General features: G+C 39.1%; 13 protein-coding genes. 6 read left to right on the top strand and 7 right to left on the bottom strand.

Features of this window, described 5'->3' with window-relative positions; genetic code table 11:
* Positions 1-11: 11 nt before the first annotated feature.
* Entirely contained in the window at positions 12-1265 is a 1254-nt protein-coding gene (gene pepT / locus EZ456_RS00725) for a peptidase T (protein WP_131526404.1), read from the bottom strand.
* 59 nt (positions 1266-1324) lie between these two features.
* Between pepT and EZ456_RS00720 the strand changes: the two genes are divergently transcribed.
* The 3 genes from EZ456_RS00720 to EZ456_RS00710 are packed head-to-tail and all read left to right on the top strand — an operon-like array spanning position 1325 to position 4446.
* On the top strand, positions 1325-2056 hold the full coding sequence (locus tag EZ456_RS00720) for a hypothetical protein (protein WP_225876443.1): 732 nt from the start codon (positions 1325-1327) through the stop codon (positions 2054-2056).
* 30 nt (positions 2057-2086) lie between these two features.
* Positions 2087-3826 carry a M14 family metallopeptidase gene (locus tag EZ456_RS00715; RefSeq protein WP_131526402.1) on the top strand — a complete coding sequence of 580 codons (1740 nt, stop codon included), beginning with the start codon at positions 2087-2089 and terminating at the stop codon, positions 3824-3826.
* Between the two features lie 5 nt (positions 3827-3831).
* Positions 3832-4446: a rhomboid family intramembrane serine protease gene (locus EZ456_RS00710; RefSeq protein ID WP_131526400.1), complete on the top strand. Its 615-nt coding sequence runs from the start codon at positions 3832-3834 to the stop codon at positions 4444-4446.
* A 288-nt stretch (positions 4447-4734) separates the two neighbouring features.
* Here the strand turns inward: EZ456_RS00710 and EZ456_RS00705 are convergent, their stop codons facing one another.
* Together EZ456_RS00705 and EZ456_RS00700 are read right to left on the bottom strand one after the other, a co-directional pair.
* Positions 4735-5718 (bottom strand): hypothetical protein, encoded by a 984-nt coding sequence (locus tag EZ456_RS00705; protein WP_131526398.1) that lies wholly within the window; start codon positions 5716-5718, stop codon positions 4735-4737.
* Between the two features lie 433 nt (positions 5719-6151).
* Positions 6152-7288, bottom strand: coding sequence for a hypothetical protein (locus EZ456_RS00700; RefSeq protein WP_131526396.1), 1137 nt, complete (start codon positions 7286-7288; stop codon positions 6152-6154).
* Positions 7289-7366: 78 nt separating this feature from the next.
* Between EZ456_RS00700 and EZ456_RS00695 the strand changes: the two genes are divergently transcribed.
* Positions 7367-8398, top strand: coding sequence for a dipeptide epimerase (locus EZ456_RS00695; RefSeq protein ID WP_131526394.1), 1032 nt, complete (start codon positions 7367-7369; stop codon positions 8396-8398).
* On the opposite strand, the gene EZ456_RS00690 is transcribed toward EZ456_RS00695, so the two are convergent.
* Together EZ456_RS00690 and EZ456_RS00685 are read right to left on the bottom strand one after the other, a co-directional pair.
* Positions 8376-8573, bottom strand: a complete 198-nt coding sequence (locus EZ456_RS00690) for a DUF6358 family protein (protein WP_131526393.1) — start codon at positions 8571-8573, stop codon at positions 8376-8378. The genes EZ456_RS00695 and EZ456_RS00690 overlap by 23 nt on opposite strands.
* A 147-nt stretch (positions 8574-8720) precedes the next feature.
* Complete coding sequence (locus EZ456_RS00685) at positions 8721-9038, bottom strand: rhodanese-like domain-containing protein (protein WP_029277953.1); 318 nt, start codon at positions 9036-9038, stop codon at positions 8721-8723.
* 128 nt (positions 9039-9166) lie between these two features.
* On the opposite strand from EZ456_RS00685, the gene EZ456_RS00680 reads away from it, so the two are divergent.
* The gene (locus EZ456_RS00680) at positions 9167-10294 is read left to right on the top strand and encodes a DUF4407 domain-containing protein (RefSeq protein ID WP_131526392.1); all 1128 of its coding nucleotides are present in this window, start codon (positions 9167-9169) and stop codon (positions 10292-10294) included.
* Positions 10295-10459: 165 nt separating this feature from the next.
* Positions 10460-11767, top strand: a complete 1308-nt coding sequence (locus tag EZ456_RS00675) for a M20/M25/M40 family metallo-hydrolase (RefSeq protein ID WP_131526391.1) — start codon at positions 10460-10462, stop codon at positions 11765-11767.
* A 173-nt stretch (positions 11768-11940) separates the two neighbouring features.
* Here EZ456_RS00675 and carB read toward each other — a convergent pair whose 3' ends face one another.
* On the bottom strand, positions 11941-14778 hold the full coding sequence (gene carB / locus EZ456_RS00670; RefSeq protein WP_131526390.1) for a carbamoyl-phosphate synthase large subunit: 2838 nt from the start codon (positions 14776-14778) through the stop codon (positions 11941-11943).
* A gap of 211 nt (positions 14779-14989) precedes the next feature.
* On the bottom strand, positions 14990-15307 hold the full coding sequence (locus EZ456_RS00665; protein WP_131526389.1) for a carboxypeptidase regulatory-like domain-containing protein: 318 nt from the start codon (positions 15305-15307) through the stop codon (positions 14990-14992).
* Positions 15308-15714 lie beyond the last annotated feature (407 nt).

Raw genomic sequence — 15714 nt, 5'->3', positions numbered from 1 at the left:
AACTGTTCCAACTACCCTTTCTCTTCCCAGATACAGGCGATATTAATAATGGTTTGTACAGCTTTTTCCATATCCTGTACACTTACCCATTCTTGTTTGCTATGAAAGGCATGTTCTCCGGCAAAAATATTGGGGCAAGGTAAACCCATGTAAGAAAGTCGTGAGCCATCAGTTCCCCCACGGATACTTTGTTGTTTGGCCACCACGCCAGCTCTTTCGATGGCTTCAATTCCGTATTGCACAATTTTTGGATGTTGATCCAAAACCTGTTTCATATTGCGGTACTGTGCTTTAATATTAAGCTTATAGGTAGATTTTGGATATTTCGCCATCACTTTTTTTATAGTTTCTTCTAGAAAAGCTCCATGCTCGGCCAATTTTTCATCAGTAAAATCTCTGATAATAAACTGTGCTTCTGTCTCTTCTACCTGTCCGTGCATACTTACCGGGTGGATAAAACCTTCTTTTTGGTGTGTAGCCTCTGGTGTGAGTATATCCTTTGGCAGTGCATCCAAAATCTCAGCAAGGATCTTAATGGCACTTTCCATTTTTCCTTTTGCAAAGCCTGGGTGTGTACTTACGCCATAAATTTTAAGGGTAGCACCATCGGCTGAGAAGGTTTCATCTTCAATAGAGCCTAGTGTTTCTCCGTCTATGGTATAACCAAAATCGGCACCCAGTTTCTTTAAATCAGCTTTATCTACGCCACGGCCTATTTCTTCATCCGGGGTAAAAAGAAGTTTTATGGTGCCGTGTTTTACCTCAGGATTTTTCATTAAAAAGGCCGCTGCTTCCATAATTTCTGCTAATCCTGCTTTATTATCAGCACCTAATAATGTAGTTCCACTCGCCGTGATAATATCGTTACCAATCTGGTATTTTAGGTCTTTGTGCTCAGACAGCTTAATTACAATATTGTGATCATCAGGCAGAATTAAGTCCTGTCCTTGATAATTGTCATGAATAATCGGTTTAACGTTTTCACCGCTACAATCAGGCGAGGTATCCATGTGCGAACAGAAGAAAATTACGGGTAACTGCTTGTTTGTATTTGAAGGGATCGTACCGTACACATAGCCGTTATCGTCCATTTCGGCATCAGAAATGCCAATTTCTAATAATTCTTGAACCAATACTTTACCTAAGTTCTTTTGTTTTAGGGTTGATGGACAAGTAGGAGAATTTGGATCAGATTGGGTATCAATCTTGGCATATTTTATAAATCTTTGTTCTAAAGATTTGTTAAAGTTGGTGTATGTGCTCATAATTCAAAGGTAAAAGTTATAGATATTCGATAAACATATTATTTTTGTAAAAAAACGATATGATTTTTAATTTGCTGAGAGCTACTTACATAACCCTTCTGCTTGTTTTTATAGGAAGTTTTTCTTTTGCCCAATCCAACTATTTTAAAATGTCGTACGGTTTTGGTGGAGGAATAAACAAATCTTATACCGACGTGTACAAAGGCACTTATGGTTACACAGCCTATGGCGTATTCGATTATCATATCACGCCGTTTGTAACCTTAGGTTTAGAGGGGCAGTATGGCATGGTTCAAGGTGGGGATATTGAAACCGACCTACACAACCGTCAGTTTGTAAACCAATATACCGCCATTACAGCCAATATAAAGTTAATGCTTGGCGAAGTGGTAGACTACAATAAAAGTGAGTTTTTATACAACATCAGAGGTTTGTATGTGGGGACGGGCATAGGGGTTGTTAACAATAACATTACCGACATTGTAAGGTATAAGCCAAGCTGGGCAGCATACGATCCTGGCTATGGACCTTTTCCTGGGCAAGATAAAACCGTTAACCTTTTGGTGCCCTTAAACTTCGGCTTTAACTATTACATTAACGATGGCTATGGTTATATGCGGTATATCATCAATATCAATGCGCAATCGAACTTTACTTTCGGCGAAGGTTTGGATGGTTATAATGATCCGAGTACTAAATTTAAAAACTACTCGCCCGATGTTTACAACGCTTATACCATTGGCTTTAAATACATGTTGGGCAGGATCAAATCTTATCGTAAAACGCTTTAATAACCGCATTTCATTTCTTAGATTTAAGGCATGAGAAAATTCTTTGTGTTTTGTTTGCTATCCATGAGGTTAAAAGCTGCGGCACAAAAAACACCTTTTGAGTTGAGTGGTAAAATTGAAACCTCTACTTACACTGCTGCTATAACCTATTATGAAAACCTTGCAAAAGCCTATCCGGAAGCCAAATTGTTTACCTATGGAAGTACAGATTTTGGCAAACCTTTACATGTGCTGGTTTTATCGCGCGATCGGGTTTTCGACCCTTCGGAGATTAGAAAGCATAACAAAAGGATTTTATTGATCAATAATGGCATTCACCCGGGCGAACCAGAGGGCATAGATGCATCGATGATGCTTGCCCGCGATCTGCTTAAAGCGAGTAAACTGCCAAAAGATGTAGTGATCTGCATCATTCCCCTGTACAATATAGATGGTAGTTTTAACCGTAGCGGAACCTCAAGAGCCAACCAGAACGGACCAGTTGCTTATGGTTTTAGAGGCAATAGCAAAAACCTCGATCTGAACCGTGATTTCATTAAAACCGATTCGAAAAATTCGGCGGCATTTCAACTGATATTTAATACCTGGCAGCCCGAAATATTTGTAGATACGCACACCAGTAACGGTGCAGATTATCAATATGTGATGACACTTATCCCTACACAAAAGGATAAGCTGAACCCGATCCTTTCTGATTATTTAACTAAAACATTGGTGCCGGGCCTTTATAAAGGAATGGAGAAAATGGGTTACCCGATGATTCCTTATGTAAACTCGATAGGCGAAACACCGGAAAGCGGAATAACAGGTTTTATTGATCCTCCACGTTATTCTACCGGATATACCACACTGCACAATACCATAGGTTTTATGCCAGAAACGCATATGTTAAAATCGTACGATTTGCGTGTGAATGCTACTTACAAGCTTTTGCTAACCTACATTGAGCTAGTAGAGCGTGATGCCAGGATTATCGGAGAGAATAAGCGAAAGGCAGATGAATTTGTGGCTGCCCAAAAGGAATTTCCGTTAGAATGGAAACTAAATAAAACCGAAGTAAACGACTTGACTTTTAAAGGCTTTGAGGCCGGGCAGAAACCCAGTACTGTAAGTGGTGCCGACCGTTTATACTACGACCGCAGTAAACCTTACACCAAAACCATTAAAGAATGGAACAAGTTCGAACCTGCACTGTCTATTCAAAAGCCAGTTGCCTACATTATTCCACAAGCCTGGGACCGTGTAATTGCCTTGCTTAAACTGAACAATGTTAAACTCAGGGAACTTAAGGCTGATCAGAAAATTGCAGTAGAGAGTTATTATATCGGCGATTTTAAAACCGGAACAAGACCTTATGAGGGACATTACCTGCACTCGGCTGTAAAGGTAAACCCGGTTAAGCAAAAACTGCAGTATTATGCCGGCGATTTTGTAGTTTATGTTAACCAGCCGGGCAACCGGTATATCGTAGAAACGTTAGAACCTCAGGCTACTGATTCTTATTTCAACTGGAATTTTTTCGATTCTATTCTGGATATGAAAGAACACTATTCGGCTTATGTTTTTGAAGATACAGCAACAGAAATACTAAAAAATAATCCAGAACTAAAAAGCAAACTGGAGGCGAAAAAAGCTTCAGACGCCGAATTTGCGAAGAATGCAGCTGCACAACTTGATTTTGTGTATAAAAATTCTGATTATTACGAAAAAACACACAATAGATATCCCGTAGCCCGTTTGGTTACAGACGTAAAACTTGATTTAAAATAACCCTAATGGAATACTTCAATATTGCACCAGTTGCCTCCGTAATTTTTGTTTTTACCATTATTACCAGCCTATATGCTTTCTACGATCATTCGATTTATGGAAAGTTTATGCTGCATCCTTACAGTGTTTCGAAAGGACAGAATGTATACACCTTGATTACCAGCGGGCTTGTACATGCAGATTGGATGCACTTGTTTTTTAACATGTTTACCTTTTATGCTTTTGCCTTTACACTGGAAAGATTAATGGGGAGTTGGCAGTTTGGCTTACTTTATTTCCTAGGGTTGGTGCTGAGTGATCTACCCACTGTTATTAAACATAAAGATCATTTTAACTACAATAGCCTTGGAGCTTCAGGAGCAATAAGTGCGGTGCTTTTTAGCTATATTTTGTTTAATCCAATGTCTAAAATTTACATCATGTTTATCCCGATCGGGATTCCTGCTGTAGTTTTTGGGATTTTGTATTTAGTTTATTGTGCTTATGCTTCCCGCAATTCAAGAGATCACATCAATCACGATGCACACTTTTTCGGGGCCTTAACCGGGTTGATTTTTACAATCATTTTCGTTCCCGGGATTTTGCAGAACTTTATTGCGATGTTAACGGGAGGGAGATAGTATCTATCAAGACAAATCGTCATTCCCGTGAAAACGGGAATCCTAATGCAATATACAATAACATTTTTCGGTTTAAGATTCCCAATCAAGTTAAGAATAACGGATTCCAAAAAATCGGGCGTCATTGCGAGGAGGAACGACGAAGCAATCTTTCCAACTTGCGATAAAGATTGCTTCAGCCAATGAAAAATCGGCTTCGCAATGACGACCTTCTTAGAAAAATCTGTGATTTAAACTCCTCTGTTTTTGCAAAAAAAACTGACCTCTGGGAATGACGATACGCAAAAACTATCCCGCCGTAGGCAGATAGGGCTTCTCGAAGAAACTCATCGGTTCATCAGGATTTTTAATAATCTCGAATACCACATAACCCCAGGGCTTCCAAAAGTTTTCCAATACCTGAGCGTATACTTTATTTTGCCAAACATCAAAAAGCGGTTTAGTCATGTTTCCGCGTAAAGGCATGGCTTCGATGTAGGTGGTACCTTCTACGGGCATAAAAGTATACTCGGGTAAACGGTTAAACAAATAGGCAGAATAATAAAAACGGGCACTCAGCTCTTCAAACTGTTCGGCGGTTAAAGTTTTTCCTTTTATTTCGTTGATGATATCCTGATGGTAACGTTTATTGGTGCCATTATCCTGTAAACAGGCGATGATACCAAAATCTTTCATTTTTAACGAGAAGGTTAAAGTATTAATCTCATCACGGAAACTGAATGGTGTTTCTCCATTTTCCAATTTCACTACAGTGATAGACCATGGCGAAAAATCTTCAAACTCCAGGCTGGTATACAGGTTCTGCATCATGAAATTCAGATTGGCAAATTTCATCATTAACGATTGCGACATGTTTAAACCATCGGCAGTCATTTCTTTACGTAAGGCCGAATGCATTTCGATATATACAAAGCCATATAGAAACTTGCCGATCCAGTTAAAAAGATCGAGTTCTGGCAATGCAGAAACGGCATCATAACCGGTTGCAAACGCGGCTTCGATCTTATGTTCAAGAGGAGTTAAAAATTGCTCGTTTACTTCGCTATTTACAGGAATAACCAGCGTATTGTACGAACGAATACTCTCATCCAAAAACTGGATCTGCTCTTCTCCGCTCAAACCTGCCTGTTCCAACAACCATTTTGGAATTAACGGCACCTGAACAACAGGCGAATGAAAGGTTTTGCCACTTAAAAAGCAGGTTTTATATAAAAAATCGAAGTTTTGGAAAGGATTGTATAAGCCGGTATTCATTACTGCAATATTAGCCATTATATTTTTAGCGCTTTGTACTGATAATTTATTTTAACGCAGGGATTACAACCACCTCACCCTATTTAAGGACTTGCTTTACCCACTACCCCTGCAGAGTGAGTAGCATAAATATAGATTTGTTATCCTGAGTGTTAATTTATTGTATAAAATCAATATTAATGATAGATTTTTTAGCGAATCATAGCTGCGAGGAATCGTCATTCCCAACTTGATTGGGAATCGTAATGCAAGCGCTTTAAGATTCCCGCCTGCGCGGGAATGACGGCCTACTGATGGATTCTGTCTATAGTAGCTTGTCGAAGGACCTGCTTAAATACGCTTTAAGGTGTTTCGACAGGCTCAACATGACCGCATCTGAAGTGAATCACCTTACGATACTACCTCAACGAAAGACATTACTCTATCACATCCATAAACAGGGTGGTTAGCGCTACAAGTTATTATAATAGTACCCAATATCATCAACCAGTTGGGTGTAAATTGGTTTGGTAAATTCTAAAAACAAAGCACTTGGTGGTGGTGGCAATTGCTCCCTCCTTCTGGTAATGGCCAATTGTTGGCTACTCAGCGCCCTATCATCGCCTTTATAGCTTGCCCAACTATCTCTCCATACATAAGTTCCAGGGAATTTCTGCTGGCGCACCAGCTTTTTAGTGTTCCAGTCGATAATGCTCATGTCCAATAAGCCTGATGAGGATATGTTCTTTTCGAAAATACTTAAGGTAGCTTTTACTGTACCATAAATAGGTTTTTTCTCATGCGTTTCGCCTATGACTACACTGTCGCGTTTTAATCGTTCAACCCTTTCTTTTACGTAGGTTTGGCCCACTACAAAATCATCAAAGTTTAAGCTCAATACCTGATCGGGAACGATTTTTTGGTCGGTAGCCTGTGCCTCGCCATAAAAAATCACAAACTTATTTCTCGAGTAATTTCCAATAAACTGATCGATCTGCTGCTGAAAATAATCGGCGCTTAATTTGTACATGCCGCTGTTTACGATAATGGGCTGTACCACAACCCTGGTTACCGCGGCCCAGTAGGCATCGTCCATTTTAGCCTTAGTGTCTTTATAATTGGGTTGAAGATTTTGGGTTTTCTCGAACTCGTAATAAGCTTTTTTTGCCGATTGGCGGTTATTTTCTCTTAAATATCCTAAGCCCGAATTATATCTTGCTCCTGCAGCATTATATTTACTATCAGCAAGTTCGTTAATATATTTTGAAGGACTTGGAACTATGGTTAAGCAAGCTGGGCAACTGTTAATATCATCGGCCAATTGATTAATTTTTTGATAATCGTACATCACCGATTCCCACCTGAATAAATCGTTAGACATTTTAGCTTCTTCTATTTTTCGCAAATGGTCCTGCAGCGCTAAATCGTATGCTGTTTTGAGCACTTCCATAGCCTCACTGTTTTTTGGCGAGTTTTGCAGCCTGCTCACTGCTTTAGCAACCGAAGCATCATAATCACCCTTTTGTAAGGCTTTTTTTCCTGTGGTACATCCTCCAATAATTATTAAGGATAAATAAATAAAATACCGTAATCTTGAAATGTTTTTCATGGCAGTGGTAGTTGCGTTAATAAACAAAGATAATTTGTAAAGCGATAATTACCCTATTTATTTAGATGACGATTGATAATGAAGATTAGTTGCAAGCAATTTGAGTTAGAATTAAAACATCCTTTTTCGATCTCGAAATTTACCCGTACCAGTACCCCTTTAATGTTGTTAAAGATCGAACATGAGGGTGTAACAGGTTATGGTGAGGCCTCTATGGTACCATACATGGGCGAGAGCTACGAAAGCGCAGCCGCTTTTCTTAGCCTTGTAGATTGGGATAAAATCCAATATCCATTCGATTTCAAAGAAATTATCGCCTATCTGGACAGCCTTGCTCCCGGCCAGCCGGCCATTAAAGCGGCTATCGATATTGCCCTTAACGATATTCAAGGGAAGTTATTAAATAAGCCCTGTTATGAAATTTACGGCGCAGATCCTGCTAAAATGCCGGTAACTTCGTATACCATCGGGATTGATACCCCTGAGGTAATCCGCGAAAAACTGAAAGATGCCGAAGCTTTTAAAGTGATCAAGGTTAAACTGGGGAGGGATAACGATCAAGAAATTATCAAGACCATCAGGAGCATGACCAATGTGCCATTATATGTTGATGCCAACCAGGGCTGGGCAGATAAGATTAAGGCAATTGATTTAATTTACTGGCTACATAACGAAGGTGTGGTGTTGATTGAGCAGCCGATGGATAAAAATAACCTCGATGGTAATGCCTGGTTAACCGAGCGTAGCCCGATCCCTTTATTGGCTGACGAAGCCGTACAGCGCTTGGCTGATATGGACAAACTGAAAGGTGCTTATCATGGTATTAATGTAAAACTGATGAAAAGCTGTGGCATGTACGAAGGGCATCAAATGATTTTGAAAGCTCGGTCTTTTGGTATGAAAGTGCTGATTGGCTGTATGAGCGAAACCAGTTGTGCCACCTTAGCTGCGGCTGCTTTGGCACCACTATGTAATTGGGCCGATTTGGATGGACCATGGCTAACCAAGAATAACCCTTTTACTGATCCTGCTTTCGAAGATGGGAAGTATATTTTAAAAAACCTACCAGGTTTAGGGCTAGAAGGGGTTACTTCTGATCTTTTTCTTTAAAGCCTTTTCTGATGTCTTTAGTAAGTTGATACTTAAAGTAGAACAAACAAGCCGTTGTGCCTACCAAAAAGCCAGCTGGAAGATATTTAGCATTATTATAACACCATACCAATCCGAAAATAGAAAGGATAATAGCTAAGTTATAGAAGATATTTAAAGCAAATTTTTTACCCACAATGAGGAAATTTATCTAGTAATAGAATGAACGAATTAATGACCAAATTGCAATAACCAATTATCAAACCCCTGTGTCGAAAAGAAATACTTACGATTCAATTCAACGGTTGCAGTTTGATAATTGGAATTTGTTTATTGGTTATTGTTAATATACGGGCATGCTCGGATCGAAAGCTTCTTGCCAAGCTAAAATACCGCCTTTTAAGTTATAAAGATTATCAAATCCGTATTGTTGCTCTAATTGCATTACTGCTGCTGCGCTTCTTTTTCCACTGCGGCACTGAATTATTACCGGCTTATCTTTCGCTACCTTATCAGCCTCAATTAAAATTCCACCCAAAGGGATATTCTCTCCTTCAAGATTGGAAACTTCGTATTCGAATGTTTCACGAACATCAATCAATTGAAAATCTTCTTTGTTATCGATTTTCTCTTTTAGTTCTTGTACCGATATTTCTTTCATTTTATTAAATGTATTTATGCAAATATAGGAAAATCAACTTTACGCTCCCCATCAAAAAAATGCCATAAAATTTTGTTCGAAACTGTAACAACTTTAACCCTTAGGCGTTTAATTATAAATAGTTACAAATGGACAAACTGAACCGTTTCTTTTGGTTTTGCTCTGGCGCTCATATCCCGACACTAGAAAAGTATCCTTCAGAACAAAATAAATATACTGGCATTGGTGCCACCATCTTTTTTACAGGCTTATTTGCAGCCCTTTCGGGGGGCTATGCCATGTATTTTGTGTTTAAGGGTGATGATCTGGCTGTAATTTTTGCTATTGTTTTCGGCTTTTTATGGGGTGCAGCCATCTTTAATATGGACCGCTATATCGTATCGAGCATTAACAAAAGTGCGAGTACCAATAAACAATTGCTACAGGCTACACCGCGTATTCTATTAGCCATTATGATCGGTATGGTAATTTCGAGACCCATAGAGCTTAAAATTTTCGATAAAGAAATTAAAGAACGCCTAAAAGTAAGTTACTTAAATGGTCAGCGTTCTAAAATTGATACCTTAAATAAAGCCTTTGAGAAAAAATATCAGGTAGAATTTGGCAGGTTAAACCAACAGAAAGCTACGAGAGATTCGCTCGAAAAAGGCATTAAAGCGGATCGGCAAAAGCTTAATTTCGAGATTTTTGGCAACAAAACCACCGAAACATCGGGTGTAATGGGTTATGGACCTTATGCTAAACGTAAGGAAGCCGAAATTGCGCAGCGTACCTCAGAATTAGATTCGCTAAAAGCCACCATCAATAAATCGGAAGTATTTGTGGATAAACGCAAAGAATTTGATGGCCTGTTTACCGAGAAGCTGTATACTGAAAAACAGTTAGACAGTTTATCGGATATTGCTGGTTTTGCCGATCGTAACTGGGCACTTGGGCAACTTAAATTTAATGTTGATGGCACGCGGGATAACAATACCGCAATTGCCGTTACTTTTATCGGGCTACTGTTTATCTTTTTTGAATGTTTACCCGTTTTTGTAAAACTGATGAGTGCACGAGGACCTTATGACTATGCTATAGCGGATGGGGATGAAGTATCGATTTATCATTCTAAAAAGGATAAGGATTTCCATTTTGAGGTAGCCGATAATATTCATGAAACAAGGGTCGATTCCGAATCGTCTAAAAAGAAAGAAATTATAAAAGGAAAAGCTTACCGCGATCTCGAAAAACACGATTGGGATAGTGAGGGGTGATGATGTAAGATGGATAACGGAATAGGGATGATGGAGCGAGTGTTCATAGATCATGACCAAAGCGACAAACACATTACCAATAGCTATGGGCCAATAGGCTATCAACCAAAAAACTGCTGAACTATCAGCCAAAAATCCTAAATTGAACCCATTATAACTTATTGTATGAAGAAAATATTCTTTTTTAGCCTTGTCGGGATGGCAAGTTTGCAGCTTAAAGCGCAAAACATAGATAAAATTATCACTCGCGAATACACCGATCACCTCATTAAAACCTTAAGTGCCGATGATATGCAAGGGCGTGCAACCTTTACGCCAGGTATTGATAAAGCGGCCACTTTTATCGAATCTGAATTTAAAAAGATCGGTTTAAAGCCTTTAACTGGCGAGAAAACTTTCCGTCAAACCTTTAACAAATATCAGGTTACCAATCAAAGTACAAGTGTTAAAATAGATGGACATGAAGTTGCGCCAGAAAATTTAATCGTCTCAGGCGTAACTTCAGAAAGTGTTACACTCGATAAGTCGAATACCACGGTTGTTAAATTAGATCCCGAAAAAGCATTTGTGCCCCAGCTAAGGGCAATGATGACTGCTGAAAAAAATCAGATCGTTCTGGTTGACAGTAAATTTGCCGATCTGTTTAACCGTTATAGAAGTTATTTTGGTAAACCGGCTACTGTTGATGAGAAAGATGTTAAAGCCACCACAAGCGCTGTGCAGGTTTTTGTTTTAGGTAAAGATGCAGCAACCGATTTTTCGGCAACTTTTAAAAGCAAGGTAGATAAAATGCCTTTATTTAATGTAGCCGGGGTAATTCCAGGTAAATCAAAAGCGAAAGAAATTGTGGTTTTCTCGGGTCATTATGATCATTTAGGCTTTTTAAAAAGTGTAGATGGCGATAGTATTGCCAATGGCGCAGATGATGATGCCTCAGGTACAACGGCTATGATTGCCCTTGCGAAGTATTACAAAGCACAGAAAAACAATGAGCGTACTTTAATCTTTGTGGCCTTTACCGCTGAAGAAATCGGTGGTTTCGGTGCAAAATATTTCTCAGAAAAGTTAAATCCTGATGATGTAGTAGCCATGTTCAACATTGAGATGATTGGTAAGGATTCGAAATTTGGCAAGAATACGGCGTTTATTACAGGTTACGAAAGATCTGATTTTGGAAAGATTTTGCAGAAAAACTTAGCGGGAACTGAATTTACTTTTCACCCAGACCCTTATCCAGATCAAAACTTATTTTATAGAAGTGATAACGCAACTTTAGCTGCCTTAGGCGTTCCGGCCCATACCATCAGTACCGATAAAATCGATATCGATAAATTGTACCACAGTGTGAAGGATGAATACAGTTCTCTAGATGTAGAAAATATACTTTCTACCATTAAAGCGATTGCAAAGAGCGCAACTACCATTGTAAACGGAACGGATACCCCAACGAGGATTCCGAAGTTGAAGCAATAATAGAGGCAGTTATAAAAACGGTCGTCATTCCCGCGCAGGCGGGAATCGTAATGCAGTAGGCTTTAAGATTCCCAATCAAGTTGGGAATGACGAGCCGCCCAATAAAACTACAATAAAAAATGGCCAGTGATTTTTCACTGGCCATTGCTATTTTTTGAAACTTCGTAAGCAGATTACTTACTCAAATACATCGATTTGTCTTTGTAAAGCTTGCGGAAGTAAGGATCTTCTAAATCTTTGATGAAACGGATTGCCTCACCTGTAGATTTCATTTCAGGACCTAATTCTTTCGCCACCTCAGGGAATTTCTCGTAAGAGAAAACCGGTTCTTTAATGGCATAACCTTCAAGCTTACGAACAATCGTAAAATCTTTCAGTTTTGCTACGCCTAACATAATTTTAGCCGCAATGTTGATGTATGGAACATCGTAAGCTTTTGCGATGAATGGAACCGTACGCGATGCCCTAGGGTTCGCTTCGATTACATAAACCTTCTCATCTTTAATCGCAAACTGGATGTTTAATAATCCGATTACGTTTAAAGCTTTTGCGATTTTGATCGAGTATTCTTCCATTGCTTTGGTTACCTTTTCTGGTAAGCTAAAGGTTGGCAATACCGCGAACGAATCTCCTGAGTGGATACCTGCAGGCTCGATGTGTTCCATCATCCCTACAATGTGAACATCATCACCATCAGAGATCGAATCAGATTCGGCTTCTTCTGCACGATCTAAGAAGTGATCGATCAATACACGGTTGCCCGGCAAATCGCCCAATAATTTTACTACTGCTTTTTCCAGGTCTTCATCGTTAATTACGATACTCATGCCCTGTCCGCCCAGTACATAACTCGGACGAACCAATACCGGATAACCCACTTCATTTGCTACAACGATTGCTTCTTCAGCATTCTCTGCAACACCATATTTTGGATAAGGAATATCTAATTCTTTCAACAGGTCAGAGAAACGGCCGCGATCTTCAGCGATATCCATATTCTCGAAAGATGTTCCGATAATCTTGATGCCTTTTTTAGTTAACTTCTCAGCCATTTTCAAAGCTGTTTGTCCTCCCAATTGAACAATTACGCCGATTGGATTTTCCAGCTCGATAATTTCGCGAACATGTTCCCAGAATACTGGCTCGAAATATAATTTATCGGCCATGTTAAAGTCTGTAGAAACCGTTTCAGGGTTACAGTTAATCATGATCGCTTCGATACCCGATTCTTTTGCCGCTAATAGTCCGTGTACACAAGAGTAATCGAATTCTATACCCTGACCGATACGGTTAGGACCTGAACCCAATACAATTACCTTTTTCTTATCAGATGGAACAGATTCGTTTTCCTCTTCGAAAGTAGAGTAATAGTATGGTGTTTTGGCCGGGAATTCCGCAGCACAGGTATCTACCATTTTATAAACCCTGTTTATACCTAAAGCTTTACGGCGATCGTAAACTTCATCTTCGGTAACATTACCTAACAACCAGGCGATCTGAATATCAGAGAAACCTTTTTGTTTAAGCGTTACGAAGAAATCTTGAGGGATATTGTTTAATGAATATCTTTTTAATTCAGTTTCCAGTAATACAAGCTCCTGAATCTGGTTTAAGAACCATTTATCAATTTTGGTTACCTTACGGATCGACTCCAAAGGCACACCCATTACCATGGCATCTTTTATTAAGAACAAACGGTTCCATGAAGCATGCTCCAAACCGTCCATAATCTCTTCAATATTGCGCACCTGTCTGCCGTCTGCACCTAAACCAGCGCGATTGATCTCTAAACTCTGACAAGCTTTTTGTAGTGCTTCGATAAAGGTACGGCCAATTGCCATTACCTCACCAACCGATTTCATCTGTAAGCCAAGTTCTTTGTTAGCGCCTTTAAATTTATCGAAGTTCCAACGAGGTACTTTAACAATTACGTAATCTAAAGTAGGTTCGAAATATGCTGAAGTGGTTTTGGTAATCTGGTTTTCAATTTCATCAAGGTTGTAACCGATTGCCAGTTTTGCCGCAATTTTTGCAATTGGATAACCAGTTGCCTTGCTTGCCAAGGCTGATGAACGCGATACACGTGGGTTAATTTCGATGGCGATAATTTCGTCATTTGCCGGGTTAACCGAAAACTGAACGTTACAGCCACCAGCGAAGTTGCCAATTGCACGCATCATTTTAATCGCCTGGTTACGCATTTCCTGGTAACAACGATCAGATAAAGTCATTGCCGGAGCAACAGTGATCGAATCTCCTGTGTGGATACCCATCGGATCGAAGTTTTCGATCGAACAGATAATGATTACGTTATCGTTGCTATCCCTTAACAACTCTAACTCGTATTCTTTCCAGCCTAAAACTGCTTTCTCTACGAGTACTTCGTGCGTTGGAGAAGCTTCTAAACCACGTTTTAAAGCGGCATCAAATTCTTCTTTTTTGTGTACGAAACCACCACCAGAACCACCTAAGGTGTATGATGGACGGATTACCAATGGGTAACCGATTTCTTGTGCAGCTTCTTTACCTTCTAAAAATGAGTTGGCAATTTTCGATTCTGCAACACCTACACCAATGTCAACCATTAATTGGCGGAAAGCTTCACGATTCTCTGTTTTTTCGATCGCAGCAACATCTACACCAACTACCTTTACGCCATATTTTTCCCAAACACCGCGTTCTTCAGCTTCTTTACAAAGGTTTAATGCAGTTTGGCCTCCCATGGTAGGAAGTACCGCATCAATTCTAGGTAAATCTGCAGAGTCGATATGCTCTTGTAAAATAACCTCTATTGAATCAACAGTTAACGGGCGCAGGTAAACATGGTCGCCGATAACCTTATCCGTCATAATAGTAGCCGGATTGGAGTTGATAATGGAAACGGTAATCCCTTCTTCTTTTAAAGAAAGAGCCGCTTGCGAACCCGAGTAATCAAATTCACAGGCTTGGCCAATAATAATTGGTCCAGATCCGATAATCAGTACTGAGCGAATGGAAGTGTCTTTAGGCATGATAAAGCTTAAACAATAATTAAAATTCTAAAGTGTTGGTTCTTTTTTGAACCTTGAAAGCAACGAGATTTTGTGCTTGTAAGAAGAAAAATCCCAACTGTTCTGTCGGGATGCAAAGATACATCTTTAGAAGGATTTTAAGCTGATTTTTTTAAAATAAAAAAGAGCACTATTTAAGCGCTCTTTTTAAATTTTTCTTTTGCGAAATGAACTACTGCTGTAATTTAATTTCGCCTAAATCTGTAGTGGCGCTATCTTTTACGGCAACCTTTTCTATTACAGCATCTTTATATGGCGCATTGGCTTTTACTACAACGGTATAAACGCCTTCTTTGAGGTTAGTAAAAGTAAAAACGCCTTGATTAATTTGCGCTTTTAGCGTGTCTGTCGCCGCTACAAGCGAAACCGCAGAAGCTGCATCACCTGGCGTAATTTTTCCTATTATTCCACCCAATTTAATATTTGTAAAGGCAATTGAACCTAAAGCAAATACAATAAGAAGTGATAATACAACACATAACTTTTTCATGATATAACGTTTTAGTTGAGTATGTCTTAAATAAATAACACCTTTTAGTACGAATAGTTTTAAATAATGAACACTAATTTACGGAATGTACTATAAATTATACACGAGTGTCAAAATCAAATGTACAGTTTTGTTTTAAATGTTAATTAGTGTTAAAAGAATTTCTTAAAAGTGGCGCTACACGTCAGAATTAAGTCACGAAGTTGTGATGATCGAAATATTGGCAATAATGTTGTAATAAGCACAACATATATACGTTTTGTATATACTTTAGACAATGATCTAAAGCTTCCTCCGCGGATTAGTTACCCGCCATGAGGATTTCTTCATAAATAGTTTGTTTGGTTTATTATCCGGTTAGAGGAGCCCTCCTCAACCGGATTTTTTCTTTTAAAGCTTTTTCTTTT

The sequence above is a fragment of the Pedobacter psychrodurus genome (assembly GCF_004331735.1).
GTDB lineage: Bacteria > Bacteroidota > Bacteroidia > Sphingobacteriales > Sphingobacteriaceae > Pedobacter > Pedobacter psychrodurus.
Note: the sequence above shows the minus strand (reverse complement) of the source record. Positions and strands in the feature narration are given on the sequence as shown.

Coding starts and splice junctions, on each gene's coding strand:
- pepT (WP_131526404.1), bottom strand. CDS start 1,265: ATGAGCACATACACCAACTTTAACAAATCTTTAGAACAAAGATTTATA.
- EZ456_RS00720 (WP_225876443.1), top strand. CDS start 1,325: ATGATTTTTAATTTGCTGAGAGCTACTTACATAACCCTTCTGCTTGTT.
- EZ456_RS00715 (WP_131526402.1), top strand. CDS start 2,087: ATGAGAAAATTCTTTGTGTTTTGTTTGCTATCCATGAGGTTAAAAGCT.
- EZ456_RS00710 (WP_131526400.1), top strand. CDS start 3,832: ATGGAATACTTCAATATTGCACCAGTTGCCTCCGTAATTTTTGTTTTT.
- EZ456_RS00705 (WP_131526398.1), bottom strand. CDS start 5,718: ATGGCTAATATTGCAGTAATGAATACCGGCTTATACAATCCTTTCCAA.
- EZ456_RS00700 (WP_131526396.1), bottom strand. CDS start 7,288: ATGAAAAACATTTCAAGATTACGGTATTTTATTTATTTATCCTTAATA.
- EZ456_RS00695 (WP_131526394.1), top strand. CDS start 7,367: ATGAAGATTAGTTGCAAGCAATTTGAGTTAGAATTAAAACATCCTTTT.
- EZ456_RS00685 (WP_029277953.1), bottom strand. CDS start 9,038: ATGAAAGAAATATCGGTACAAGAACTAAAAGAGAAAATCGATAACAAA.
- EZ456_RS00680 (WP_131526392.1), top strand. CDS start 9,167: ATGGACAAACTGAACCGTTTCTTTTGGTTTTGCTCTGGCGCTCATATC.
- EZ456_RS00675 (WP_131526391.1), top strand. CDS start 10,460: ATGAAGAAAATATTCTTTTTTAGCCTTGTCGGGATGGCAAGTTTGCAG.
- carB (WP_131526390.1), bottom strand. CDS start 14,778: ATGCCTAAAGACACTTCCATTCGCTCAGTACTGATTATCGGATCTGGA.
- EZ456_RS00665 (WP_131526389.1), bottom strand. CDS start 15,307: ATGAAAAAGTTATGTGTTGTATTATCACTTCTTATTGTATTTGCTTTA.